This is a genomic window from Vibrio sp. 947 (assembly GCF_033339115.1).
Taxonomy (GTDB): Bacteria; Pseudomonadota; Gammaproteobacteria; order Enterobacterales; family Vibrionaceae; genus Vibrio; species Vibrio alginolyticus.
This window is the reverse complement of sequence record NZ_JAWOTX010000012.1, coordinates 129,502-153,218: the sequence shown is the minus strand read 5'-3', so window position 1 is coordinate 153,218 and position 23,717 is coordinate 129,502. Positions and strand designations below refer to the sequence as shown.

General features: G+C 44.0%; 22 protein-coding genes. 12 read left to right on the top strand and 10 right to left on the bottom strand.

All coding sequences use genetic code 11. From position 1 onward, the window contains the following. Positions 1-80: 80 nt before the first annotated feature. The 6 genes from R7Q39_RS16480 to bcsE all read right to left on the bottom strand — a co-directional run bounded on the left by R7Q39_RS16480 (position 81) and on the right by bcsE (position 5,502). A complete protein-coding gene (locus tag R7Q39_RS16480; RefSeq protein WP_086046573.1) occupies positions 81-260 on the bottom strand; it encodes a hypothetical protein in 180 nt (59 codons plus the stop codon). Between the two features lie 324 nt (positions 261-584). Then, positions 585-1,046: an NfeD family protein gene (locus R7Q39_RS16475; protein ID WP_017634826.1), complete on the bottom strand. Its 462-nt coding sequence runs from the start codon at positions 1,044-1,046 to the stop codon at positions 585-587. Between the two features lie 3 nt (positions 1,047-1,049). Then, complete coding sequence (locus R7Q39_RS16470) at positions 1,050-1,967, bottom strand: SPFH domain-containing protein (protein ID WP_005382060.1); 918 nt, start codon at positions 1,965-1,967, stop codon at positions 1,050-1,052. Between the two features lie 153 nt (positions 1,968-2,120). Further along, positions 2,121-3,746: a cellulose biosynthesis protein BcsG gene (gene bcsG / locus R7Q39_RS16465; RefSeq protein WP_318076456.1), complete on the bottom strand. Its 1,626-nt coding sequence runs from the start codon at positions 3,744-3,746 to the stop codon at positions 2,121-2,123. Then, the gene (locus tag R7Q39_RS16460) at positions 3,746-3,922 is read right to left on the bottom strand and encodes a hypothetical protein (protein ID WP_172797322.1); all 177 of its coding nucleotides are present in this window, start codon (positions 3,920-3,922) and stop codon (positions 3,746-3,748) included. The genes bcsG and R7Q39_RS16460 overlap by 1 nt, the downstream gene beginning before the upstream one ends. Next, positions 3,919-5,502 (bottom strand): cellulose biosynthesis protein BcsE, encoded by a 1,584-nt coding sequence (gene bcsE / locus R7Q39_RS16455; RefSeq protein ID WP_054576691.1) that lies wholly within the window; start codon positions 5,500-5,502, stop codon positions 3,919-3,921. The genes R7Q39_RS16460 and bcsE overlap by 4 nt, the downstream gene beginning before the upstream one ends. A 469-nt stretch (positions 5,503-5,971) precedes the next feature. Here bcsE and R7Q39_RS16450 point away from each other — a divergent pair, with 469 nt between their 5' ends. Genes R7Q39_RS16450 through R7Q39_RS16425 form a run of 6 tightly spaced genes read left to right on the top strand, consistent with a single transcriptional unit; the run spans position 5,972 to position 16,718 of the window. Further along, complete coding sequence (locus tag R7Q39_RS16450) at positions 5,972-6,169, top strand: hypothetical protein (RefSeq protein WP_021034149.1); 198 nt, start codon at positions 5,972-5,974, stop codon at positions 6,167-6,169. Then, positions 6,166-6,945: a cellulose biosynthesis protein BcsQ gene (bcsQ, locus tag R7Q39_RS16445; RefSeq protein ID WP_025767000.1), complete on the top strand. Its 780-nt coding sequence runs from the start codon at positions 6,166-6,168 to the stop codon at positions 6,943-6,945. The genes R7Q39_RS16450 and bcsQ overlap by 4 nt, the downstream gene beginning before the upstream one ends. 3 nt (positions 6,946-6,948) lie before the next feature. Beyond that, positions 6,949-9,582, top strand: a complete 2,634-nt coding sequence (bcsA, locus tag R7Q39_RS16440) for a UDP-forming cellulose synthase catalytic subunit (protein ID WP_318076455.1) — start codon at positions 6,949-6,951, stop codon at positions 9,580-9,582. Continuing rightward, on the top strand, positions 9,572-11,857 hold the full coding sequence (bcsB, locus tag R7Q39_RS16435) for a cellulose biosynthesis cyclic di-GMP-binding regulatory protein BcsB (RefSeq protein WP_318076454.1): 2,286 nt from the start codon (positions 9,572-9,574) through the stop codon (positions 11,855-11,857). Before bcsA ends, bcsB begins: the two co-directional genes overlap by 11 nt. Next, positions 11,857-12,963 carry a cellulose synthase complex periplasmic endoglucanase BcsZ gene (bcsZ, locus tag R7Q39_RS16430; protein ID WP_054575226.1) on the top strand — a complete coding sequence of 369 codons (1,107 nt, stop codon included), beginning with the start codon at positions 11,857-11,859 and terminating at the stop codon, positions 12,961-12,963. Before bcsB ends, bcsZ begins: the two co-directional genes overlap by 1 nt. Further along, positions 12,954-16,718, top strand: a complete 3,765-nt coding sequence (locus R7Q39_RS16425) for a cellulose synthase subunit BcsC-related outer membrane protein (protein WP_318076453.1) — start codon at positions 12,954-12,956, stop codon at positions 16,716-16,718. Before bcsZ ends, R7Q39_RS16425 begins: the two co-directional genes overlap by 10 nt. A gap of 60 nt (positions 16,719-16,778) precedes the next feature. On the opposite strand, the gene R7Q39_RS16420 is transcribed toward R7Q39_RS16425, so the two are convergent. The 3 genes from R7Q39_RS16420 to R7Q39_RS16410 form a co-directional block, all read right to left on the bottom strand. Continuing rightward, entirely contained in the window at positions 16,779-17,633 is an 855-nt protein-coding gene (locus tag R7Q39_RS16420; RefSeq protein WP_318076452.1) for a co-chaperone YbbN, read from the bottom strand. Between the two features lie 472 nt (positions 17,634-18,105). After that, entirely contained in the window at positions 18,106-18,933 is an 828-nt protein-coding gene (locus R7Q39_RS16415) for an SDR family oxidoreductase (protein WP_171344859.1), read from the bottom strand. A gap of 44 nt (positions 18,934-18,977) precedes the next feature. Next, complete coding sequence (locus tag R7Q39_RS16410) at positions 18,978-19,892, bottom strand: TIGR01777 family oxidoreductase (protein WP_169628603.1); 915 nt, start codon at positions 19,890-19,892, stop codon at positions 18,978-18,980. 255 nt (positions 19,893-20,147) lie between these two features. Here R7Q39_RS16410 and R7Q39_RS16405 point away from each other — a divergent pair, with 255 nt between their 5' ends. The 6 genes from R7Q39_RS16405 to yfcE all read left to right on the top strand — a co-directional run bounded on the left by R7Q39_RS16405 (position 20,148) and on the right by yfcE (position 23,394). Beyond that, positions 20,148-20,882, top strand: a complete 735-nt coding sequence (locus tag R7Q39_RS16405) for a DUF1538 domain-containing protein (RefSeq protein ID WP_005382077.1) — start codon at positions 20,148-20,150, stop codon at positions 20,880-20,882. Beyond that, entirely contained in the window at positions 20,879-21,670 is a 792-nt protein-coding gene (locus tag R7Q39_RS16400) for a DUF1538 domain-containing protein (protein ID WP_005389639.1), read from the top strand. Before R7Q39_RS16405 ends, R7Q39_RS16400 begins: the two co-directional genes overlap by 4 nt. Then, complete coding sequence (locus R7Q39_RS16395; protein WP_005382084.1) at positions 21,660-22,010, top strand: P-II family nitrogen regulator; 351 nt, start codon at positions 21,660-21,662, stop codon at positions 22,008-22,010. Before R7Q39_RS16400 ends, R7Q39_RS16395 begins: the two co-directional genes overlap by 11 nt. Continuing rightward, positions 22,007-22,414, top strand: coding sequence for a CBS domain-containing protein (locus R7Q39_RS16390; protein WP_031781352.1), 408 nt, complete (start codon positions 22,007-22,009; stop codon positions 22,412-22,414). The genes R7Q39_RS16395 and R7Q39_RS16390 overlap by 4 nt, the downstream gene beginning before the upstream one ends. 149 nt (positions 22,415-22,563) lie before the next feature. Beyond that, positions 22,564-22,773 (top strand): hypothetical protein, encoded by a 210-nt coding sequence (locus R7Q39_RS16385; protein WP_005382086.1) that lies wholly within the window; start codon positions 22,564-22,566, stop codon positions 22,771-22,773. A gap of 75 nt (positions 22,774-22,848) precedes the next feature. Beyond that, on the top strand, positions 22,849-23,394 hold the full coding sequence (gene yfcE / locus R7Q39_RS16380; RefSeq protein WP_005389637.1) for a phosphodiesterase: 546 nt from the start codon (positions 22,849-22,851) through the stop codon (positions 23,392-23,394). A 39-nt stretch (positions 23,395-23,433) separates the two neighbouring features. Here the strand turns inward: yfcE and R7Q39_RS16375 are convergent, their stop codons facing one another. Beyond that, the gene (locus R7Q39_RS16375) at positions 23,434-23,712 is read right to left on the bottom strand and encodes a SelT/SelW/SelH family protein (RefSeq protein ID WP_005382088.1); all 279 of its coding nucleotides are present in this window, start codon (positions 23,710-23,712) and stop codon (positions 23,434-23,436) included. Positions 23,713-23,717: the final 5 nt, after the last annotated feature.

The window sequence follows — 23,717 nt, the reverse complement described above, 5'->3', positions numbered from 1 at the left end:
CGTACTTGTATAAACCGTGACTACGCAGAAAGGTAAGGTTGAAAAGGGCTCTTATATCAAACTAAGCTCTTACTTCTTTACTATTCCCATTCCCCACCTCTAAATCGACACATTTCACTTGGAATATTCGTAACGTCGCCACTTGGCATCTTACATTCGACTATAGGTCCCAAATTAGTTGTACCGCCGTTTCCGTTGTTGTAGGCAAAGGAAGAAAAAGAAAAAATACCGCACATCATTAAAAAGAGAAGCTTATTCATAGTACATCCTCTTACTTACCAAATAAAAAGCACTCAACTTAAATGCTTATGCGTTAAGTATGTATCCGAGGATAAAAAGATCAAAAAATAATTCAATAAAGTTTTATTTTTTAAAATAAATTTAGATCGATAATTTACCTAGATATATTTCTATCTTATTGATTGTCGTGTGTTGAATAATTAAATAATAGGAAATGGTAGGTAGGGTATTAATAATATTACTAATACTTATTTTTTTCTCGATTTTAATTAAGGTAATGAAATGAAAGCAGTTGTTTAGATTAAAGTAATGGAGCATGATTTGCCCCATTACTTTGGCATAAATTAATTTGAATCAGGCTCAATGATTAAAATAATACCTTCAACATCGGTGATTCTTACGCGGGTACCGGCTGGAAGTGCTTGATCCGATTGTGCGGACCATGTGGTATCGGCTACCTTGATGCGATTGAGCCCGACGGAAAAGTCTTCTTCAAGGATAAGAGTACGCCCAATTAACTGCTTGTACTTTTGGTTCAGATCTCTTTCTTGGTCTTCTTGCTTGTCTTTAGACCATTGTCGTCGCCACCAAAGCCAGGTGGTGATTAAGCTGAAGCTTGCAAAGCAAAGCCATTGCAATTGCCAGCTCATTGGCAAAACGGTCATGAGTGCTCCAACGATAAGTGCAGACATCCCGAGCCAGAGAAAATACCCTGCGGTACCAAGTAGCTCAACTGCTAAAAGAGCAAAGCCAAACGCTAGCCAATGCCAGAAAGAGATACCTTCCAACAAACTAAAAAAGTCCATAAATTATTCTTTATCTTGCTGTTTAAACATTTCTGCTATCCCTGCAACCGAGCCCATTAGTCCGGTTGCTTCTAATGGAAGCATAATGATTTTACCATTTTCGGCTTGACCAATGCTTTTGATCGCTTCGGTATAACCCTGTGCAATGAAGTAATTGACGGCTTGCATGTCACCTTTTGCAATGGCTTCGGAAACCATGTAAGTCGCTTTTGCTTCTGCTTGCGCGGCACGCTCACGTGCTTCTGCATGGAGAATAGCAGACTGCTTTTCGCCTTCAGCTTTTAATATCTCTGATTGTTTATGACCTTCGGCCTTTAATATCTCAGCTTGGCGAACCCCTTCTGCTTCAAGAATTTCCGCACGCTTATTACGCTCGGCTTTCATTTGCGCATTCATTGCAGCGGTCAGATCGGCTGGTGGCTGGACATCTTTAATCTCAATTCGTGTGACTTTTACGCCCCAAGGGTTTGTTGCTTGGTCAACAATCGCCAACAGCTTAGAGTTGATCATGTCGCGTTGGCTCAGCATTTCGTCCAGTTCCATTGAACCTAAAACGGTACGAATGTTGGTAAGGGTCAAGTTTCTAATAGCGTGTTCTAAATCGTTGACTTCATAAGCCGCTTTGGCAGCATCGATCACTTGAACAAATCCGACAGCGTCAATAACCACGTTAGCGTTATCTTTTGAAATGACCTCTTGCGCAGGAATATCGAGAACGCGCTCCATCATATTTACTTTTTGACCAACTTTATCAACGAATGGAATGATCAAGTTTAAACCCGGCTTTAATGTGTGGGTGTAGCGTCCGAAGCGTTCAACTGTCCAGTTGTTTCCTTGCGGAACCGTTTTAATGGCTGAAGATAAGATAACGACAGCAAGAACGACGAAAATACCGATGGTGATCAGTGAATCAATTGGCATGAGTTATTCCCTTAAGTGCATAATGTTCGATCCATTTTTACCTATTTATAGACAATAGACAATTGAAGTTCTGAGACCTTTGAGAGGTTATTGGTTTTTTATATGACAAAGGCCGGAAACACCGGCCTTTGTCATGGCATGGTTTTACTCTCGCTATTTTGCGGGGTATTCAATCCAACTTGAACCATCAAGAGAAACATAATACTTCCCTTGTACTTCAATCACAGTAGAGCCTGAGTTCTGCGCGACAACTCGTGTTTCTGGTAGGTTCTCTGTCAATATTGAAGGGCTAAACGTCTTACTTTGATAAATGTTTTTATCCAGGATATTCGAAACGAGCTGCGACAATGCCAGATAGCTAGATGGCTCGCTTACGTGTTCGGTGTCGCCCTGACGCTGAATTCCTTCTCCGAAGATTTTAATTCCTACCGGTGTATGAATGATTGTCGGTGCAGGAATTTCTCGCATACCTGAAATTTGCATGCGGTCTCCTCGCATACCACCACCATGTTCTGGTACCAAAGCGACAACGATGTTGCGTTTTGAGGACTTTAAGGTTTTAAAGAACGCGTGGAGGTCATCAAGCAAATTCTTAAGGCGCATTTTGTAGCTAGCAATAGATGTGCTTGAGTTCGCATTGATGATCCTGTTGCCATCATGTAGTGAAATTGAGTTGTAGAGTGCCACGACTTTGTCATCACTACTGTTAAGTCTTTGCTGCCACCAGTTATCCAATACTTGCTTATCGCGGAAGATCGAAGAGCCATCAAAAGATTTTTGGTAAGGAGTTAAGTCTTCTTGAGACATAAGAGCCGCTTGTAAGTCGCCGTCTTTTTTGATCAATTCAAGGAAGCTATCAAAGACACCATTGTGGTTCATCAGTAAATTTTCTGTGAAGCCTAGTTCTTTCAAACTTTCGAACAAGTAGCACTGCTTTGATGGTGCTGGCTGGAACAGTTGACTGTGTTCTTGTTGACCACAATTGGCTCGTAGCAGACGAATGACAGCAGGCCCACTGTATGACGTAGCGGAGCTAAAATTGTCGAACATGATGTCAAACTCTTTGAACAGCGGATGATCAGCCAGTCCTGCAATTTCGATGTCATCCCACGCGACCGAACAAATACTCAAGAACAGCAAATCAAAAGGAGCATCCATTGCGCTGTTTGTATCGAATGCCACACGTCGGGAAGCTTCTTTAGCAAAGAAATCTGCAGTTAACGTGTTGAGACTGGCATCATTAATTTCCGTTATTTGAGGTTGTTTGCCAGCAGTAACCTCGGTTGTCGGCTGTTGTTGAGTTACTTCTGCAGCCACTGTTGTCTGAGGTTCAGTCGTCATTGGCATACTTATATAGACCATCGCAATAACCACAAAGACTGAAACCCTAACAAACTTGCTCAAAATAAAGTACGCACCACACAAAGCGAGCAATCCGAGTATTGCTTGGAATGATAAAAATCGTCCCAAAAGCTCGACCAGATAACTCAATTCAAACTGCATTAACTGTCCCGCTTGAGCCCAAAGACGGTCTAGAGGAGGGAGATAAGAATCATAATGCAAGAGCCACGCTGCGGCGACAAATGAAACGATATGGCGCACCGCATTTAGGCTTTTCATCGAGATAGGAAGCAGGATGAAGATCAACAGCGCAAAGTTTTCCATTGGGTGGAAATCGATGATTCCTTGAAAATAGAGCGCTGTTTTTGCGATAAAGTAAATGTTCCACCAGCCCAATCCTATAGTGAGGGGGGTAGAGTCATGAGAATGCGATGTCATTACTTAAGCTTCTTGGTGTTAGTGGCTGATGTATCTAGCTCAAAATAGCGCGAGCGTTTTAAGTGTTTGTGGTAAAAGCGTCGGGTAGCGTTTACTAGGTCACGTAGAAAGTATCCTAGGAGTAGGCCAATACCTGAACTGATACACACGGTCAGTAAAAAATCGTTAATATTCATGAACGTTCCTTGAGATCAATGGTTTTTTTCACAGCAAACAAAGGAGGAACATCAGTAATGGAGTTAGTGGCGGTATGGAATATTTTCCTCTCTGTCGCCAGAGCTGAAACGTCGTCGGATATGACAGCGGCATCTTGAACGATGAATTTTAACTCTGTTTCGATATCTAGTTGGGTATCAAACGTGTGGGTCGAGTGAAATAGGTCTCTCACTGGGAACTCAAATATATTGTTTAGCGCAATATCAATATCGCTTTGTCGAATAGCACTGAACACGACATATAGAGCTTTGTTGCAGGCTGTCACAACGTCGCCATCTCTTCGAATATGACAAAGACGTAAACATTCCTCTGCAGTCATACCTGGCAATAAGTTCAGCTTTATAAGTGCAAAGTTCACACTTGAGTGTGTTGAGTGGGAAATGACGTCAATACAGTATTGACTAAAGTCCTGATTTTGTAAGTAGCCTTTGCTACCAAACTCAAAGTCATATTTTAAGAGCGCCTCTAAACTTTCAGGAATTGGGCGTGTAAGCATTTGGCCTTGAATTGCTTCAACCTGAGTCATAAAGCGCATGTGGGGGATTTGCGCGTGAGAAATGAAGTTTGCCCCCGCGCGAAGCAAGAACTTTTCATCTGCATATCTCAGACATTGTTGGGTCTCCCTGACAATAATCTTTAGTCGACGGCCATATGCGGACCTTAAACGGTAGCAATCTAACGCGATCTGTTGAACTTCGCTTTGGTTATCGCAGCTGAAAATAATCGTTGAAGAGCGAAGGTTGTCTAGCATCGCTATGAGTCCTTGATTGCTCTCTGCCACACGCATCCCTTTTGGGGCTTTCACGCTTTCTCTGAAAGCTCTTCTGCTGACATAGATTCTATCGCTATCCGATTTGTCTTCTGGCATGACATGAGATTGATGCGTTTCATAAGACGTTGCTTTTAGTGTTTTATCTTTAGTTTTAGTGAGAATGTATTCGTGTTGGGTAATTACACCGTGTTTATTGGACCAAAAATCCACAAGATAGCAGTAGCGAGCGTCATCTAATGATGTCATGGTCGCCAAACCTGCAATGTGTCTATTGTGAGAAATAAGAATGGGCTTTAATAGTGAAGTCGTCAGATGCCCATATATACAAACACTAATAGTGATTTTTTTATTATTTGCCAGCTCATTTAAGCTTTGTAGAAAGACACTTATAAAATCATCATTAGTTGATGATAGTAGCGAGTCTGGAACAACTAATAGACATGTAGAAAACTTCTTTATGTTCGTTTGGTGAATGTCTTTAGCAAGATTTATAGCTTTGGGCGTTTTTTTTGTGAATTTATGACTAAGAAAAAAACACTGTTCAAGGTAGGTTTTAGATAAGTCATTGAATTTCATTAAGGCTTCATCATTCAATGTGGACAAAAAAGTTTCTTTGTCTGTAAAGCTTGTAAGTGAAGTGTTGTCATTTTCCGGTAGTGTACTGAACAAATAATCAATAAGCATCTGTTTATGAGTAAATAAGTTTACATAAACAGAGTTTATCTCTCGTTCGTTTTTAATAGCAGATGATTCAGAGAGTGATGACATAAAGAGCCTTAAATCAATAACTTAATGTGTTTTGTGAAGCTCACAATCCGTTGTATGCTAATCGTTACAATTTTGATTTTCTTAGTGACAAGAAAATGACGCTAAGATATTAAACGAAATTGATCAGAAATTAAAATAGTTATAGCATGTGCTTCACATGATGTTTATGAGTTTAAAATCAATAGTCTCTAAGTCTATGATTATCATTTAAAATATTTAAATTTCTTATATGTATTAAATGGATGGTAACAATTCATTATTGTAATCCTTTTTCTGAAGTTAAATATTATTTAGGCCTTTGTTATTTATATGGGCTATAAATAAACTTATTCACATTCATCATCGTTCTATAAATATGAGACGCATAGGTCGATGCGTCAATTTTTTAACAATGGAATTTATACTGAAAATGATAGTGGCGGGATTGCTGTTATCTCAGTTTAAGCTCCGTTACATTGTGAAAAATTCTATGACTGAGTCTGCAAAAGATATTAATTCGATCTACTCTTCTTATAACTTAACTCAATACACGTATATTGAAACAACAGAAAACGAGTCTTACGTACAAGTTAAAAATAAGTGGCAAGTCTTCAAAGCCAACGGTGCTCGTAATGTTCTATCTTTGGTACGTAATACGCAGAAAAATTCAGAAACGGAAGCAATATGAAGCGCCTTCTATTTGTTAGTTTAAAAGGCGGCTGTGGCTCAACGACCGTCGCTGCGAATTTGGCACAAGCGTTAGTTAAGATAAATAAACAGGTACTGGCCATTGAGGTGGTGCCTAATAGTTTACTGCAAGCTCATCTTGGCTTGCCGAGGGAAGAGCAAGGAGGCTGGGCGAAACAACTTCTTTTAGATAAGCCTTGGACCCAGGCTGGTTATGAAAGCCCACAAGGTGCACTTTTTTTACCGTTTGGCCATCTGAATTCTGAGCAGTTAAAAGCGTTTTTTAATGAGCGTTCTCACTATCTATCAATGTTAGGTGAAACGACGTTGCAAGTGAGCGAAAACCGTGGTGAACAGTGGCTGCTTTTTCACGCCGACTTAGCAGAGCTTACTGATCCTGAAGTGCGATCTTTTGTCGACTCAATGGATATGATTGTGGTGGTGGTAACGGCAGACGCCTTGAGTTATCTCACTCTTCAATCTTGGCTACAACATGAAGAGCTATCGAGATTGCTTCGCTCTGATAAATTACGTTTTTTGGTGAATAAATATCAGCCAGAAACCGAAATTGGTCGTGATTTCATGTTGGTGCTGAAAAAGGAACTTAGCGAATCCTTGATTCCTGTTTCGATTCATCGAGATACGGCATTGCTTGAATGTGTGGCAAACCTGACGACCGTTCAACACTATTCGCCATCGAGCCAAGCCGCAAAAGATTTTCAGTCTTTTGCTTTTTGGTGTGTATCAGCGTTATCAAGCGCTCAGGACCAAAGCTAATTTATGCGAAGTCTTAATCTGATTTTCCAACGTTGGGTAGTGGACCAATTCAGACTGCAGAAGAACGCTTACGAGCAAGCCTGGAATTGTAAAACAAACTGGGTTGGTGAGTGTGCTTTGTCTTTTTGGTTTTCATTGAGTTTTGTATTTTTAAAGCCGGTTATTTCGGGTGTTCCCTCATGGAAACTGCCTTTGGTTTACTATCCAAACGTTAATTTTGCTGCGCCAAGATGGTTTGATCCTGTACGTTTTATTATCCAAAGCGTGTGGTTGCTTTGCTTCAGGCAAAACGTAAATACAGCATGGTCCAAAAAAACCAGCAGCTTAGCGATGACTTTAGCCGAGCAAATTCGCAATGCGTTCTACTTGCCATTTGAATTGGTTGCAAAAGGCGTCCGCTGGTTAGAACAGACAGCGAACAACATCAAAGATCCACAAGTTCGAGAGCGTATTAAAGCAAGTAAGTCAGCGATGGCGTTGAACTACACCTTGTTGTTTTTCGTGGTGTTAATCGCTTTGCTTTGTTTTACGGTGCCATTTGGTTATCTGGCTCAGACTGTCTTTGTGCTGTTACTCTGGGCATTAGCGATGATGGTCCGTCGCATGCCGGGTCGTTTTCCTACCATGCTTTTGATCATCTTGTCGGTTACGGCCTCATGTCGATACTTGTGGTGGCGTTATTCGTCTACCCTGAACTGGGACGATCCTGTTGCTTTGTTTCTAGGGGGCGTTTTACTTCTAGCTGAGACGTATTCTTGGATTGTGCTGATGCTTGGCTACTTCCAAAATATCTGGCCATTGAATCGCAAACCAGTATCGATGCCACCGGATCAGTCAACTTGGCCAACCATTGACTTGATGATCCCTACTTACAACGAAGATCTCGATGTTGTGAAAGCGACGGTTTATGCCTCGTTAGGTGTCGATTGGCCGAAAGACAAACTTAACATCCACATTCTGGATGACGGCAAGCGTGATAGCTTCCGAGATTTCGCCAAAAGTGTAGGGGTGAACTACATCCGCCGCCCAACGAATGAACATGCGAAAGCCGGTAACATTAACTATGCGTTGAAGCAGACCAGCGGTGAGTTTGTTGCGATTTTTGACTGTGACCATATTCCTACACGAGCATTTTTTCAGCTCACAATGGGGATGTTCCTGAAAGATCCAAAGTTGGCGCTTATTCAGACGCCGCACCATTTTTTCTCACCGGATCCTTTTGAGCGTAACTTATCGAACTTTCGTAACGTGCCAAACGAAGGCAACTTGTTTTACGGCCTGATTCAAAATGGTAACGACTTATGGGATGCGACTTTCTTCTGTGGCTCGTGCGCTATTTTACGTCGAGAGCCTTTAGAGGAAGTCGGTGGTATTGCAGTCGAAACCGTGACGGAAGATGCGCACACGTCTCTGCGCATGCACCGTTTAGGCTATCGTTCTGCATATCTTAAGCAGCCGATTTCTGCTGGTTTGGCGACAGAAACATTGTCTGCACATGTTGGGCAACGCATTCGTTGGGCTCGCGGGATGGCGCAGATATTTAGGGTAGATAATCCATTGACTGGAAAGGGGCTTAAGCTCTCTCAACGGCTTTGTTACGTCAATGCCATGCTGCACTTTCTATCTGGTATCCCGAGGATTGTATTCCTGATCGCACCCTTGGCTTATTTGTTGCTGCATTCCTACGTGATTTATGCACCAGCGCTGGCGATCATTTTGTACGTATTACCCCACATGATTCACGCCAGCATGACCAACTCTCGTATGCAGGGTGACTACCGTTATTCGTTTTGGGGTGAGGTATACGAAACCGTGCTTGCTTGGTATATCGCAAGGCCAACAACGGTGGCTTTGTTTGCGCCCCATAAAGGGACATTCAACGTAACGGCAAAAGGCGGTTTGGTTGAAAAGTCTCACTACGATTGGGTGATCTCTCGACCATATTTGGTTTTGGTTGCACTCAACATTTTGGGCTTCGCTGTAGGGATTTACCGAATGGGGTGGGGGCCTCAAAATGAAATCGGTACAGTTATCGTGAATCTCGTATGGACGATGTACAACCTGTTGATTTTAGGTGCTGCCGTTGCGGTTGCAGTAGAAGCTAAACAAGTGCGAAAAGATCACCGAGTAGAGGTGGCGATTCCTGTCGCGGTTAGGCTTAATTCTGGGCATTTAATACAAGCGCAGATGAAGGATTTCTCTTTGGGGGGCGTGCGCATAGAAATTGACGGGGTCGATGAACCAACCTGTGCTTACTTACTCGGTCAAACCTTAGAAGTGATCCTCAATCGAGGTGGCCAAGAATTCGTGTTCCCTATGACGGTTGCCTATGCTCATAAGGGGATATTTGGTTTACAACTCAACGAATTGTCTCATCAACAACGAATCCAATACGTCCAATGTACATTTGCACGTGCAGATACATGGGCGAAATGGCAACAAGGTTATCAATCAGATAAACCTCTATCGAGTATGCAGGCTGTACTGCAAGTCGGCTTTAATGGATACAAACGCTTGCTGCAACATTGTCCTAAGTTTGTTCAGGTCAGTGTGGATGCACTTTTATTTTGTATCGAATTTATTTGGTCACTAAGACCTCGTTATGTCCCAATCAGGACCTCAAGTCATGCTAAATAATAAAAAACTAACAGCGTTGACAACGGCTATCACTCTCATGGGTATGTCGTGCAGTCTCGCGGCACAAGAAGTAAGTCAGCAACAAGCAACGCCTTTGGCACAGCAAGATGCTGAAGATTCGACCGTGTTTAAGCGCGTCATCCCATTTAGTCAATTAGGTTACAGTGGTTCAATTGCTATCCAAGGTAGTGAGGCCAGTGCTTATATTGGTTTCGGTTCGCGACTCGATGAGGTGGTATCTAAAGCAACGTTGCACTTTGATATCACACCTTCGCCAGCGTTGCTCTCTTTGGTTTCTCACGTCAAAGTGTATTTGAACAACGAACTTATGGGAGTAGCGTCAATCGTCGATGGCCAGCAAGGCAAAAAGTTGAGCTTATCTATGCCGCTGGACACTCGTTACTTTAGTAATTACAACCAAATTCGCTTTGAGTTAATAGGGAATACTCAGAAAGACTGTGCTAACCCCAATGACTCGAGCATTTGGGCTGAGATTAGCCAAAGTAGTCGAATTGAGATGCTTGCTCAAAAGACAGTGCTGGAAAGTGACTTGAGTTTGTTACCGGCTCCTTTTTTTGATGTCCGTGATTTCAGCCAGTTAAATCTGCCTGTCGTGATGGGTAGCAAATACGATTTAGATGATGTCAAGGCTGCCGGTGTCTTGAGCTCTTACTTTGGTGCTCTTGCGGGTTGGCGTGGTGCTCAATTCCCTTTTAGTGTCGACACGTTACCTAAGCGCAACGCCATTGTCTTTGTTACCAATGACAACAAACCTGAGTTTCTGAGAGATTTTCCAGACACGGATGGCCCTCGTCTTCAAGTCATCACTCATCCAACAGACCCGTACGTGAAGCTTCTTCTGGTGACAGGCCGTGACAGTAAGGATCTTAACATTGCGGTGCAAGGTTTGGCGTTGGGAAACCAACTTCTTACTGGACCAATCGCGAAGATTAATGAAGTCAAACAAATCAAACCACGAGTCCCGTACGATGCGCCAAACTGGGTGAGTACGGCTCGTCCTGTTGCATTGTCTGAGTTAGTCGAACAAAAAAGCATGCTGCAAGTGGAAGGCCGAACGCCTCCACCAATCAATGTGAGTTTGCGTTTACCACCCGATCTCTTTACTTGGCAAAGCCGTGGTATACCGATGGATCTTAACTATCGTTATTCACCGCCTGCTGCGGATCATTCCGGCTCTCGTCTGACTTTGAGTATTAATGACCAATTCATTGAGGCGTTCAACCTAACCACAAAAGGTCAAGGTGGAGAATCTAACCGTATACGTGTTCCTTTGTTAGATGATGGCATTCTAAGTGGTGATACGTTTGTTCGCATTCCGGCTTTTAAGGTGGGTAGTCAAAACCGAATCGAGTTTGAATTTGGCTTTGCTTCGGTGACCGATGGGCAGTGCCAGGTAACGCAGCCAAGTAAGCAATACGCGGTTATTGATGGTGATTCTACTATTGATTTTAGTGGTTTCCCCCACTACATCGAAATGCCGAACATGCGCGCTTTTGCTACATCCGGTTTTCCTTACACTCGCATGGCTGATTTGTCAGAAACTGCTATTGTTGTTCCAGAGAGTGCTCCAAAAGAAGTGTTGCAAACCTTCTTAAACGTCATGGGGTCATTGGGACGTGACTCTGGGTACCCAGGTATTCAGGTGCTTTTGACAGATAAATGGAATGCTGAGCAACTAAAAAATAAAGATATCCTGACGATTGGTGTTGTGGATGCATTAGAAGAAGCCGCTAATAATCCTGACCAAGTTAACTTAGTGGTTAAAGAGGGTCAGAGACAAGTTCGCCTACCAAGCAAAAATGAAAAGCAGCTCGGAATGAACTGGATGAGTCCAAGTGATGCTCGTCAAGCCGCCGCAGATTATGTTTCTGTCGAGGCAGAAGGCTCTTTTGCTGCTATTTATGGTGCAGAATCGCCATTTACGAAAAAACGCAGCGTCATTTCTATTATGGCGGCTCACCCGTCAGATTTTTCGTCGGTTGATCGCGCGTTGGCTGACTCCGGTAAAGTGGAGCACATGTTTGGCTCGGTGGTGACGTTGAGAAATAACGAAGTAGCAAGCTACAACGTGGGTTCGCACTACTATGTCGGTAAGCTTCCTGTGTGGCAGCTCGTTTGGTATCACTTCTCTAATCACCCAGTCATCGTTGCGTGCTTTGCCGCCTTGCTAGTGGTGATCGTAACCATTGTGCTTTGGCGCGTATTACGTCAAGTCGCGTCTAGACGTTTAGAAAAAACTGAGGAAGAGGAATAATGAAAAAACTCATCTCGTTCCTTATGTTGTTCGTGTCTCCTTACTTGTGGGCTAACACCTGCGAGTGGCCACAATGGGAAACATTTAAGTCGGTATACATGGAGCAAGGCCGAGTCGTTGATGGCAGTGACGAGCGTATGATTACAACCTCGGAAGGCCAATCTTACGCATTGTTCTTTGCCTTGGTTGCCAATGACCCTAAAACCTTCGATCAGGTTTTAAAATGGACTCAATCACATTTGGCTGGTGGGGATTTGACAGCAAGGCTTCCTGCTTGGTTGTGGGGAAGAAAAGAAAATGGTCAGTTCGGAGTCTTGGATTCTAACCCAGCGTCAGATTCTGATTTGTGGATAGCTTACTCCCTTGTTGAGGCGGGGAGATTATGGAATAACTACTACTATCAGACCCTTGGACATCTGATCGCGAGTCGTATTTTACGTGAAGAAACCGTCAACATAGCGGGAGTTGGAACGGTATTGTTGCCAGCTCCAACGGGCTTTGATGCCGACGGCCAGTACCGTGTGAATCCGAGTTATGTTCCGTTACAACTGATTGCTCGTATGCAGTCGCTGTACCCGCAATACAACTGGGACTCAATGTATAAGGCAAGTGTTCACATGCTAGAGAAAACGATGCCAGCTGGCTTTAGCCCAGACTGGGCAGTATTGAGAAATGGTCGTTATAGCTCAGATGTGGTTACAGGGCCGATGGGCAGTTACAACGCGATCCGCACTTATCTTTGGGCGGGTATGCTAAATGACCAAGTTTCAGAAAAAGCAGTATTAGTACAAAAAATGCAGCCGTTTGTCGCGGCAACCAAAGCCCTTGGTGCGCCAGCGAGAGAAGTAAATACTGAAACGGGTAAATATACCCAAGCAGGAAGCGCAGGTTTTTCTGCTGCGGCTCTTCCGTTACTCGCGGCTTCTGGTGAATCTGCGCTGTTGGAGACGCAGTTTCGTCGTGCTCAAAATGAACTTGTGGTGGACAAAAACGATCATTATTACGACAACGTATTAAGTCTATTTGGGCTTGGTTGGCATGAAGAACGTTACCGTTTTGGTGTGCAAGGTGAATTGCTTCCTGTATGGAGCGAGAGATGTCAGTAACAGGATACGTGTTATGGTGGATTCCACTGGTTGCTTTGGCGGCTGGTGGCGTCGGCACTGTGCATGCAGAAAGCTTTAGCTCAAAACCTCTGACAAAGTCGCAGCTCGCACAGGTCTACAAGCCTATCGAGCTGGTTCAATTTTCCACATCATTAGCACGAGTTGACTCGGTTGAGTGGTTGGTTGAGCAGCTAAAACTGGCGGATGCGATTGGCCGAGATGATATTGTCGAGAGTACTCTGGAGAGGCTGTTCGCGATTGAAGAAAGCAATCCAACGGGGCTTTTCTATAAAGCGAATATGTATCTGAAACGTAAGCAGCCAGAATTAGCAAAACCGGTATTTGAGCGCTTAATCAGACAGGCGCCTCATTCGACTCAAGCGAAAAACTTGTCATCGATTATGGCTATTCAGGGAGAGAAAAGAGCGGATTATCAGCGCGCTCAGTTGCTTGCAAAATCTGGTCGTTACGATGAAGCGATTCAAGCTTACAAAGCCCTTTTCCCAAATGGAATGCCATCACCAGCGTTACAACTGGAATTCCTACAGTTGCAAAGTAATTTGCCAGGCAGTTGGAGCTCGGTAAAACAGGGACTGGAACGTTTAAATGCAAATTATCCTAGTGTTCCGTCTTTTCAACTCGCGTTAGCCAACCACATTCGCAAAGAGAATCCTGCTGATCCATGGATTCTCGATACCTATAAAAAGTTAGCGCTTGCTCCTTCGGTTGGAACAAATGCGGCAACGTCGTGGTTGCGTGCATTGGATCAATTGCCTATTTCAGATCAAGTTGTTCAGCAATATGCCATCTTAGCTAGCTACTACCCGTCTGACATGGAGATACAAAGAGCGAATCAAAGCGCGAAAGATCGCTGGAAAAAGGAAAAGGAACTACGCAAAGACCCCACTTATCTCGCCAAGCTCAAAGGGTTAGCGTTGCTCGAGGAAGATAAAACCGACCAAGCAGAAGCTCAGCTGCGTTATGCGTTGACGACTCGTCCGCAAGATCCTGAATTGCTTGGTGCTATGGGTAAGGTTTATCTACGTAGAGGGCAGCAACAAAAAGCGCTCGGATACTTTAAACAGGCTCAGCACTTAGATCATAATCCTGACTCGGCCTCAAAATGGGCAGCGCTAATCGAGACTTCTCAATATTGGGCGTATCTTGATCAAGGTGATGCCTTGGTCGAAAAAGGCCAGTTTAAGCAAGCAGAAAGCGCTTATCAAAAAGCGATTCAAGTAGATAAATCCCAACCTTATGCTTATTCATCATTAGGCTCTTTGTATCTGGTACAAGAAAATTATGCCGCGGCAGAGAAGGTTTTCAAACAAGCTTTGCAACTGGATAGCAGCAATAGCTCTGCATTGCGTGGTCGCTTAGATGTTCGTATTCAGCAGCAAGATTGGTCTGGCGCGGAAGCGCTCGCGCGCAGTTACTCAGCCCCACAGCAGAAAGTGGTCGCTGAAAAAATAGCGAGCATCAAGTCGGAAGTTATTTTGACTCGTCTGCGGATCGCAATCGCTCAAAATGATCAGGTAACGATGAAAGCGTCCGTAGAGGAATTGATTGCGCTACAGCCAACCTCCCCATGGTTAAGGCTTGATATTGCTGACGTGGTTCATTCAATGGGCGACAAAGTACGCGCGGATACGCTGATGTCCGATTGGGCTACATCTAGTAATGACCCTGAAATGAAATTTGCTTACGCGCTTTATCTCGCGCAGGACTTCAACGTGAATGAGGCCATCGCTGAGCTAGAGAGTATCGCACAACATGACATGACAGACGCAATGCAGCGCAATTTAACCCGCTTGAAGCTTGATGCTCAGTTGAGAGACATTCAAACGCGTTACTTAGCTTCTCCCGAATCAGTAATGGCGACATTACGTGCGCTAGAGTCGGATTATCAAGGTCAAATTCAACCGCTCGCTCGTCTAGTGAGTGCGTGGTTAGACATTGATGAAGTTAAGGAAGCTGAGAGGATTTTCCAAAACATTTCGCTTTCAGAAGATTGGTCAACCGATGACAAACTGGCTTACGGCAGCATGATGGTAAGCTTGAATCACTTTGAAGATTTTGACCGTTGGTACGCGGACTTAGCATTAAATTCCGCAACACAAGATTTAAGTGCTTCGGAAGCATTACAGCTTGATGAACTCAAAACCCGTCGACTGTTGAGTCAAGCGGATCTGATGCTGGTTAATCAACAGCCTAAGCTTGCGTTGGATTTGTATGAACAAGTTTCTTTAAAGCCTGAGCCATTTAAAACTCAAGCAGAAATTGGCATGTTGCAAGCTAGTGCTTTGACTGGGTATGAAGCGACGTATCACGACATGCACCTCATTTTGAATAAAAAGCGCGATAGCTTAACTGCGGCACAGTTGATGACAGTGGCCGCGGTGTTTAATCAACAAGGCTATCGAAATGACGCTAATGCGCTAAATCAGTTGTTGGATGCGATGCCTGATGCTGACGCATTAGCATTTCGCAATAGCATGTCTATAGCAATGGAAAATCAACAGTGGGCGTTAGCTGAAACACGCGCCTATCAAGCCTTAAATCGTGACCGAATGGATAAAAATCGTGAACCTGAAGAGGCGAAAAAAGAACCCCTAAGCTTACGCGAGCTATATGATACTGCTGACGACTACTGGTTGACTCGTAACGTCAAATCGGACATCGATAAACTGCATGATCGGAGTGATGGGCATGTCATGATTGGCTGGGATTACAGTGCACGAGATGGCCGTAATACTTCGAATCAAGTGCCCATAGAAGCCCGAATCCCGATAGAGAGCTGGGATGGGCACCTGTTGCTAAAAGCCGATTATGTTTCTATCGATTCAGGTCAGTTGGACTATTATGAAAAAACCACCGATTCTGACAGCACTTCGTTCCAAAATGACGCATCAGGTATGGCATTTGGAGTGGGCTGGCAGGCTGAAGATTGGTTGGTCGATATCGGCACGACACCAATTGGTTTCGACCATACCACATGGGTTGGTGGTGTGCGCATCAATGGGGACCTGGGTGAGTTCGGTTGGACGGCAGAAGCTTCGCGTCGCCCTGAGACCAGTAGCGCGCTTTCTTATGCTGGAATGTCTGTCCCTAACGGCACGACTGACCCTCAAGGGACTAAATGGGGCGGAGTTGCTCGTACTGGTGTGAAGTTGAGCTCAAGTTGGGACATTGGTGGCCCTTACGGTTTTTGGAGTAGCTTGCAGTATCATGTTTTGACTGGTGAAAAGGTTGAGGACAACACTCGTTTAGGCGTGCTAGGTGGAGCGTACTACAAGTTAATTGCAACGGATGACCAGCGTTTAAGTATAGGTACGAACTTAATGTACCTTGATTACGACAAAAATCTGGGTGAGTACACGCTAGGTCACGGTGGCTACTACAGCCCGCAAAGTTACTTCTCGGTGTCTTTACCTATCAACTTTTATGGCCGATACAACAGTTCTTGGTCATATCAATTGAGTGCATCCGTCTCTAACTCTTGGACTAAGGAAGACGCGCCATACTTATCGACAGTAGCGGAGTCAGACAAGGGTGGTGGTTTTGGTACGTCGTTGCAAGCGGCGGTGGAAAAGCGAGTCAGCAAACGTTGGTATCTTGGTGCGTTAGTCGATGTACAACGTTCTGAGTTTTATACACCAAACCATTTCATGCTTTATGCCAAGTACACCTTTAATGATCGTTGGCAACCAATAGAGTATCCGCCAGCAGCACCAGCGTTGTATAGCGACTTCTAACAAAAAACAAAGGCCGGAAATCCCGGCCTTTGTTGTCTTATTCCTAGAAGAATGCGGCGCTTAGTACAAAATTGAGTAAAGCTGGCGACGATATTTGCTTGCTAATGCGTTACCTTGACCTAGTGCACTGAGAATATCCATAAAAGTCTTCTTCACTTCACCGTCTTGGGCGCCCAAGTCTTTTTTAAGAATATTCCACAGCAGTTCCAACGCTTCTTCATCCCGACCAACTTGGTTGTATTGTACCGCCAATTCACAAGCGAGTTCGAAGTTTGCCATGTCTGCTGCGTATGCTTGTTCTAGTCGCTGTAACTCAGGGCTATCTGCAGCCTGCAAATGCAGCTCGAGCTTGGCTATTAGGCTCTTGTAGTAGTTATCTTGATACTCGAGAGGGATAGCGTTCAGTAGTTCTTGGGCAATATCAAATTGTTTGGTTTCTAGCAAACAATAAGCCATCGCGAGTTTCACATCACCACGCTCTTGCAGCTCTGGCGGCAAAGTGTGGATGATACTCAAAGCCTGAGCATGCTCACCTTGCTGAAGAAGTTCACTGACTTGTTTTAATAGTTGTTCATCTGGGCTTGGCAAATGCTTTTGTAGCATGGTAGCAATGGCATCAATTGGCTGGGGGCCTCCCAGACCATCGACGGCTTGACCATTTATAAACAGCGCGATAGTTGGCAATACTTGCACGCCAAATTGAGACGCTAAAGCTGGCTGATCTTCACAATTTAGTAGAGCAAGCGTAAATGCACCGTTGTACTGTTGAGCAAGAGATTGCAACTCAGGGAGTATCTGTGCGCTTTCTGGCTGAGCGTTGGCCCAAAAGTGGATCAAAACGGGCGTGTTCATTGATCCTTCAAGCGTTTCGCGAAAGTTCTGTTCTGTTATCTCAACGATAAATGGGGATTGCATCAGAGTATCCTTGCCTTGTGTCTTGTCGTTGATATTAGATATGGAGTTGATTTAGGTGAAATTCAAGCGACATTCACCATCAATAATGAATCATTCTATTTTGAGAAAACGTGAGGTAATAGAGTGAGGTTATTGCTGCTCAGGTGTTAGATAAAAAGAAAACGCTGCCGAAGCAGCGCAATTCTAATGCTATTTGTTAGTGCGGTATCAAAATAGGATGAACATGGTCAACACTACACCCACACTAAGCCAGTTAAGCTGATTTAATGTCATTGTTGCCTCGCAGTAGTATAAACATTGCTACAAAACGTAATGGGTGGCGATACCAAATCTAAGCAACTCAATCACTTTGGGCGAAAGAATCCCCGCTGAATTGCGTAGAAATTGATTCGTTTAGTTGAGGTTTTTTTAACCTACATGTTCATAATGACATCACATTGTTACGGTGAAATTACATTTCGACAAAACTTTTTTATGCAGCCTGTCGCAAAATTTTATCAAGTACACGGGTTGGTAATAGTCTTTTCAAGACTGCGAATAATTTAGTCGGTGTAGTAATTCGATAACGAATTTTCGGTGAAACGCTAGTTAATGCATGAAGAACTGGTGCGATGCAAGACTCTGCAGGCAAAACAAATCGATTATTAGACTTGTTGTTGTTGAGTCGCTCTCTTTGTCCTTCATAAGCATGACGATGGGGGCTAGATTCAATATCAACCCACTTCTCAAAGGCTCGTAATGCATTGTTTCTAAATTGAGTTTCGATCGGTCCTGGTTCTATCAATGCCACTTTGATATTCGTATCCGCAAGCTCTAGCCTGAGCGTATCTGTCCAGCCTTCTAAGGCAAATTTTGATGCATTATAGGCACCACGGTATTTCATTGCGGCAAAACCAAGAACAGAGCTGTTTTGTATGATGCGTCCTTCGCCTTGCTGGCGCATATGAGGAAGCACCTCTCTGACCAACTGGTGCCAACCAAAAAAGTTGGTCTGAAATTGATCTTGAAGAGCCTCGGTGGGTAAGTCTTCCAGTGCTCCGGGCTGACCATAGGCACCATTATTGAACACTGCGTAAAGCTTACCTTCTGCTAACTCTAGCGCTTGCTTCACGCCCGAAGAAATGCTTTCTGGGCTATTTAGGTCTAGATTGATGCAGGTTAGCCCTTCATTAATTAGGCGCTGGACATCTTGTTCTTTCCTACAAGATGCAATGACATTAAATCCCTTGTTTTGTAGGGCGTGAGCGCACACGTAACCGATGCCGGTTGAACAACCCGTAATAAGAATCGACTTTTTCATAATTTAATTTAAGACTCAGAAACATTGATTGGAGCCATCATTCATCAGCTCCGGTCATGAAGCAAGTGCTTGAGTGCTGGCTCTATTCTGGAGTAGCTAAATTTAAAGCCCAGTTCGGTGAGTTTTTTGGGTTTGGCTCTCATGCTATCAAACAACAAGCAGGAAGATTCTCCCATTAGGAGTTCCATCGCCCATTTAGGCGTGAACAAGATATGCGGACGTTTTAGCGTTTTAGCTAGTGTGCCGCTGAATATACGATTAGTCACAGGATGGGGGGCGCACATATTGAATGCACCGTGGGCATGTGGTGTTTCAAGCAAGTACATGATAGCGCGGATCATATCTAGGATGTGAATCCAAGGCATGTACTGATTACCGTTCCCAAGTGGGCCGCCTACGCCAAGCTTGTAAGGTAATAGCATCTTTGCCAACGCACCACCATTAAGGCCGAGTACCACGCCAGTTCTCAGTAGACAAACCCGTGTTTGTTCCGACTCTGCGCGCTTAGCTATTTGCTCCCACTTTGCACAAACCTCGTGAGGAAAGCCGTCGCTATTAACATGTAAGCACTCATCAAACGGATGATCTTGTTGGTCACCATAGTAGCCAACTGCCGAGCCACTAATAAAAACAGAGGGAGGTTCGGTACTTGCGTGGATCAGCTCAACAATTTGTTCGGTAATTTTCCAACGACTTTTGCAGACTTTTTCTTTTTGCTCGCTGGTCCACCTTTTATCCGCAATAGGCTCACCTGCAAGATTAATGACGGCATCAACGTGATTGAGATCGGCGAACGACTCGAGCGAGTCAAGGTATTCGATATTACCCAGATCAGCATGCTGTAGGCGTTGTTTTGCTCGCTCTGGAGAGCGTGTAAGTAGCATAACCTGGTGAGTTGATAGCAGCTTGAGCAACTCCGAGCCAATAAACCCAGTGCCACCTGTGAGTAATATCTTCATGTTATCTCTTTGAATGTACACGTATTAGAACATTATAGTCGTTTTGTTCTTAGCTTGATCATCTCAACACCATTATTTCTGGGATAGTGACAAGCTGGCAGAGATACTATTAACTTCACATATTAGAAAATATGTAACTAAATGTTATAGATGGCGCTAGTGCATTCACGGTAGAAGAGTGAAATCTATGCCAGACTAGAAGTTATCGCTCATTGGAACGAGCGTAATCAGTTTGCACAATCAAGGAGGATAGGCATGGAAGCATTTGTTGCGCTTTTTCGAGCGCTCCTCAATAGTGCTCGTGACTTATTACCCATCATCATTGTTATCACTTTTTTCCAATTAGTCGTTTTGCAAGAGCCGCTGCCCAACCTGGTCTCCATTCTTTTTGGCTTGTTGCTTGTCGTTTTAGGATTAACCTTTTTTATCTTTGGCCTAGAACTTGGTCTTTTTCCTATCGGAGAGAGTATGGCTCAAGCCTTTGCAAAAAAAGGCAGCGTGTTTTGGTTATTAGTCTTTGCGTTTTGTTTGGGGTTTGGCACCACGATAGCTGAACCTGCATTAACCGCGGTAGCGGAAGAAGCCTCAGAAGTTGCGGCAGAGGGCGGAATGATCGCTAACTCAGAGCAGTCCATGCAGGATTACGGAGAAGGACTTCGAGTAACAGTAGCTCTCTCAGTGGGGATAGCCATCGTTATCGGTGTTTTGCGTATCTTAAAAGGGTGGCCGATTCATTACATGATCATTGGTGGCTACGTCGGCGTTGTAATACTGACGTGGTTTGCACCTGAAGCCATTATTGGTGTCGCTTACGATTCCGGAGGTGTAACCACGTCCACCATAACAGTACCTCTGGTCACTGCACTGGGCGTCGGTTTAGCGTCTTCTATTAAAGGGCGTAACCCTATGGTGGATGGCTTTGGTTTAATCGCTTTTGCCTCGCTGTTACCGATGATGTTTGTGATGGTTTACGGAATGGTCGTAACATGATTTCAATTGATCATTTCCTAGACACTTTATTATCGACCGTTCGAGACGTCGTTCCCATCGCCAGCATTATTTTTGGTTTTCAGTTAGCGGTGTTAAGGCGTCCTGTTAGCAACCTTAAGAAAGTTTTGCTTGGGTTCGTTTATGTGATTTTCGGGCTAGCTCTTTTTTTACTTGGATTAGAAATGGCGTTGTTTCCACTTGGGGAGACGATGGCTGTGCAATTAACGGCGCCGGAGTTTTTACAAGAGTTCAAAGTATCTGTAGGGAAAGCCTTAATGTGGGTCGACTATTATTGGGTTTACACCTTCGCCTTTTTTATAGGCTTTAGTACCACGATTGCAGAGCCTTCTTTAATCGCTGTAGCGATAAAAGCAAACCAAGTCTCTGGAGGCAGTATCAGTATTAACGGCTTGCGCGTAGCCGTTGCGTTTGGGGTGGCAATTGGTATTGCATTAGGGAGTTACCGGATTGTCGTGGGCGATCCCATTCATTATTACATCATCGCGGGTTACATCGTCGTTGTGATTCAAACGTTTTACGCTCCCAAGCTTATTGTTCCACTCGCCTACGATTCTGGAGGCGTAACAACTTCTACTGTCACTGTCCCACTTGTAACTGCATTAGGGTTAGGGCTTGCTTCGACCGTCCCTGGAAGAAACCCAATGATTGATGGCTTTGGCTTGATCGCGTTTGCCAGTCTATTTCCTATGATCTCTGTGATGGGCTATGCGCAAATAACCCAGTGGCTGAATAAAAACATCTCGGAGGAAGAAGAAAATGCGCTTTAAATTGATACTTGCGTTTGTTGAAGACAGCAAAACAGACAAGGTGTTGGACGCTGCACGCGATGCTGGTGCGACCGGTGCAACAGTGATTAACAATGCTCGCGGGCAAGGTTTAAATCAAAAGCGAACGTTTTTTGGTTTAACGCTAGAAGTGCAAAAAGATGTGCTGCTGTTTGTGGTCGAGGAACATCTCTCTCGACACATATTAGAAACCATTAATGAGGTTGGTGAATTTGACAGAGAGTCGGGACAGGGGATTGCTATTCAGATCGATATTGAAGATGCAGTCGGTGTCGCGCATCAAGTAGAAACGTTGACCAAAGTGGTTGAGGATGAATTATGAGCAGTCAAACGATAATTAGAGTTCGAGATGTTATGGCGGCAACGTATGTAATGGTTGATGGACTGATGACCGTATACGAAGGCATAACGCTAGCGAAAAAATACCAAGTCAAAGCGCTGGTGGTGAAAAAGCGAGATGATAATGATGAATATGGCATCGTGTTGATGAATGATATCGCCAAAAAGGTGCTGGCGAATAATCGTTCTCCTCAGCGCACAAATATTTATGAAATCATGACCAAGCCCGCTTTGTGTGTCGAACCAGATATGAACGTAAAATATTGTGCCCGTTTGTTTGAGCGATTTGGCATAAGCAGAGCGCCGGTCATTGAAAGTGGCGAGGTCATTGGGATGGTGAGTTATAACAATATTGTCATCAATGGTATGGTGCGAGAAGAAGTGTAATAGGTTGATATAAATGAAAAATCAACGAATTTTTTCTCAAGTCAGCGACTGTTACAAAGAACTAAAATATTTAATATATGTTAGGTTGCATATGTGTTAATTCACCATTATTCTTTGCGCCCTAAGCCTAATGTCGAGGAATCTGTATCATGCCTTTAGTCTCTTGCCCCGTGTGTGAGAAACAAATCTCAAAACGCGCTCATGCATGTCCAGGATGCGGAGAGCCCGATCCGCTGCACCATCTAGCCAAATCAAAATTTATGTCGATGGTGTTTTGGATACTGGTGTTGGTTGGAACAGCGTATGCAGCATGGTTCTATGTTTTGCCTATGGTCATTGAATCATTGCGCTATCAGTAGTATTCAAACCGTCGTAGGTTGAGCTGCTAAAAAAATGCCGTAGAATGACCTCATACTTTTTGAGGAGACGATGTCGTGAAACTATTTTTTGCCTCAGACCTGCATGGCTCTTTGCCAGCAACTAAAGAAACCATTGATCTATTTTTGGCCTCTGGTGCGCACCACCTGATTTTGCTAGGAGATACGCTAAACCATGGGCCGCGAAACCCTATTCCAGAAGGCTACAACCCTCCACAGGTAGCAGACTTATTGAACCAATACAGTGATCAAATTATTTCTGTACGTGGCAACTGTGATAGTGAAGTGGACCAAATGCTATTGAAGTTTCCAATGATGATGGATTACTCATGGGTGCTACTTGAATCTGGCAAGAGAATCTTTTTGACTCATGGTCACTTGTACAACTCTGAAAAACGGCCGCCACTGCGTGAAGGTGATATCATCGCCCACGGTCATACACATGTTCCCGTCGCAGAGATGCAAGATGGAGCCATTATATTCAACCCAGGCTCGATGACATTCCCACGTAATGGCTTACCGAGAAGCTTTGGTACTCTAGAAGACAATAAGCTAACGGTAAAAACGCCAGAAGGCGAAGTATTAGCACAAACCATGATTTAACGGTTTTACTAAGTAAAAAAATAGGGAGCGAATTGCTCCCTATTTTGTGTCTGAATGTCCTAAATCGCGTTCTGGGTCGATAATGTCTCTAACGCGCTGTTTTAGCACCTTGGCTTCAGGAAAGCCGCTGTCTTTTTTCCGTTCCCAAATTTGTTGGCCATTACAGAAAATTTCGAAGCGACCACCTGTGTCTGGGTGTAAGCTGATTGTTTCTATTTCTTCGCTAAAAGTATGCAGTAATTCTTGCGATAGCCAAGTTGAACGCAACATCCAGTTGCACTGGCGGCAGTAATAAATATCAATGATTGCTTTATCCATGAAAC

Excerpts from the sequence above, each read along its gene's own strand:
- R7Q39_RS16460 (WP_172797322.1), bottom strand. The coding sequence starts at position 3,922 with ATGAATATTAACGATTTTTTACTGACCGTGTGTATCAGTTCAGGTATT.
- R7Q39_RS16450 (WP_021034149.1), top strand. The coding sequence starts at position 5,972 with ATGACTGAGTCTGCAAAAGATATTAATTCGATCTACTCTTCTTATAAC.
- R7Q39_RS16475 (WP_017634826.1), bottom strand. The coding sequence starts at position 1,046 with ATGGACTTTTTTAGTTTGTTGGAAGGTATCTCTTTCTGGCATTGGCTA.
- bcsB (WP_318076454.1), top strand. The coding sequence starts at position 9,572 with ATGCTAAATAATAAAAAACTAACAGCGTTGACAACGGCTATCACTCTC.
- R7Q39_RS16425 (WP_318076453.1), top strand. The coding sequence starts at position 12,954 with ATGTCAGTAACAGGATACGTGTTATGGTGGATTCCACTGGTTGCTTTG.
- R7Q39_RS16420 (WP_318076452.1), bottom strand. The coding sequence starts at position 17,633 with ATGCAATCCCCATTTATCGTTGAGATAACAGAACAGAACTTTCGCGAA.
- R7Q39_RS16405 (WP_005382077.1), top strand. The coding sequence starts at position 20,148 with ATGGAAGCATTTGTTGCGCTTTTTCGAGCGCTCCTCAATAGTGCTCGT.
- R7Q39_RS16395 (WP_005382084.1), top strand. The coding sequence starts at position 21,660 with ATGCGCTTTAAATTGATACTTGCGTTTGTTGAAGACAGCAAAACAGAC.
- R7Q39_RS16470 (WP_005382060.1), bottom strand. The coding sequence starts at position 1,967 with ATGCCAATTGATTCACTGATCACCATCGGTATTTTCGTCGTTCTTGCT.
- R7Q39_RS16415 (WP_171344859.1), bottom strand. The coding sequence starts at position 18,933 with ATGAAAAAGTCGATTCTTATTACGGGTTGTTCAACCGGCATCGGTTAC.
- bcsZ (WP_054575226.1), top strand. The coding sequence starts at position 11,857 with ATGAAAAAACTCATCTCGTTCCTTATGTTGTTCGTGTCTCCTTACTTG.
- bcsG (WP_318076456.1), bottom strand. The coding sequence starts at position 3,746 with ATGACATCGCATTCTCATGACTCTACCCCCCTCACTATAGGATTGGGC.
- bcsA (WP_318076455.1), top strand. The coding sequence starts at position 6,949 with ATGCGAAGTCTTAATCTGATTTTCCAACGTTGGGTAGTGGACCAATTC.
- R7Q39_RS16410 (WP_169628603.1), bottom strand. The coding sequence starts at position 19,892 with ATGAAGATATTACTCACAGGTGGCACTGGGTTTATTGGCTCGGAGTTG.
- bcsE (WP_054576691.1), bottom strand. The coding sequence starts at position 5,502 with ATGTCATCACTCTCTGAATCATCTGCTATTAAAAACGAACGAGAGATA.
- R7Q39_RS16375 (WP_005382088.1), bottom strand. The coding sequence starts at position 23,712 with ATGGATAAAGCAATCATTGATATTTATTACTGCCGCCAGTGCAACTGG.
- bcsQ (WP_025767000.1), top strand. The coding sequence starts at position 6,166 with ATGAAGCGCCTTCTATTTGTTAGTTTAAAAGGCGGCTGTGGCTCAACG.
- R7Q39_RS16400 (WP_005389639.1), top strand. The coding sequence starts at position 20,879 with ATGATTTCAATTGATCATTTCCTAGACACTTTATTATCGACCGTTCGA.
- R7Q39_RS16385 (WP_005382086.1), top strand. The coding sequence starts at position 22,564 with ATGCCTTTAGTCTCTTGCCCCGTGTGTGAGAAACAAATCTCAAAACGC.
- R7Q39_RS16390 (WP_031781352.1), top strand. The coding sequence starts at position 22,007 with ATGAGCAGTCAAACGATAATTAGAGTTCGAGATGTTATGGCGGCAACG.
- R7Q39_RS16480 (WP_086046573.1), bottom strand. The coding sequence starts at position 260 with ATGAATAAGCTTCTCTTTTTAATGATGTGCGGTATTTTTTCTTTTTCT.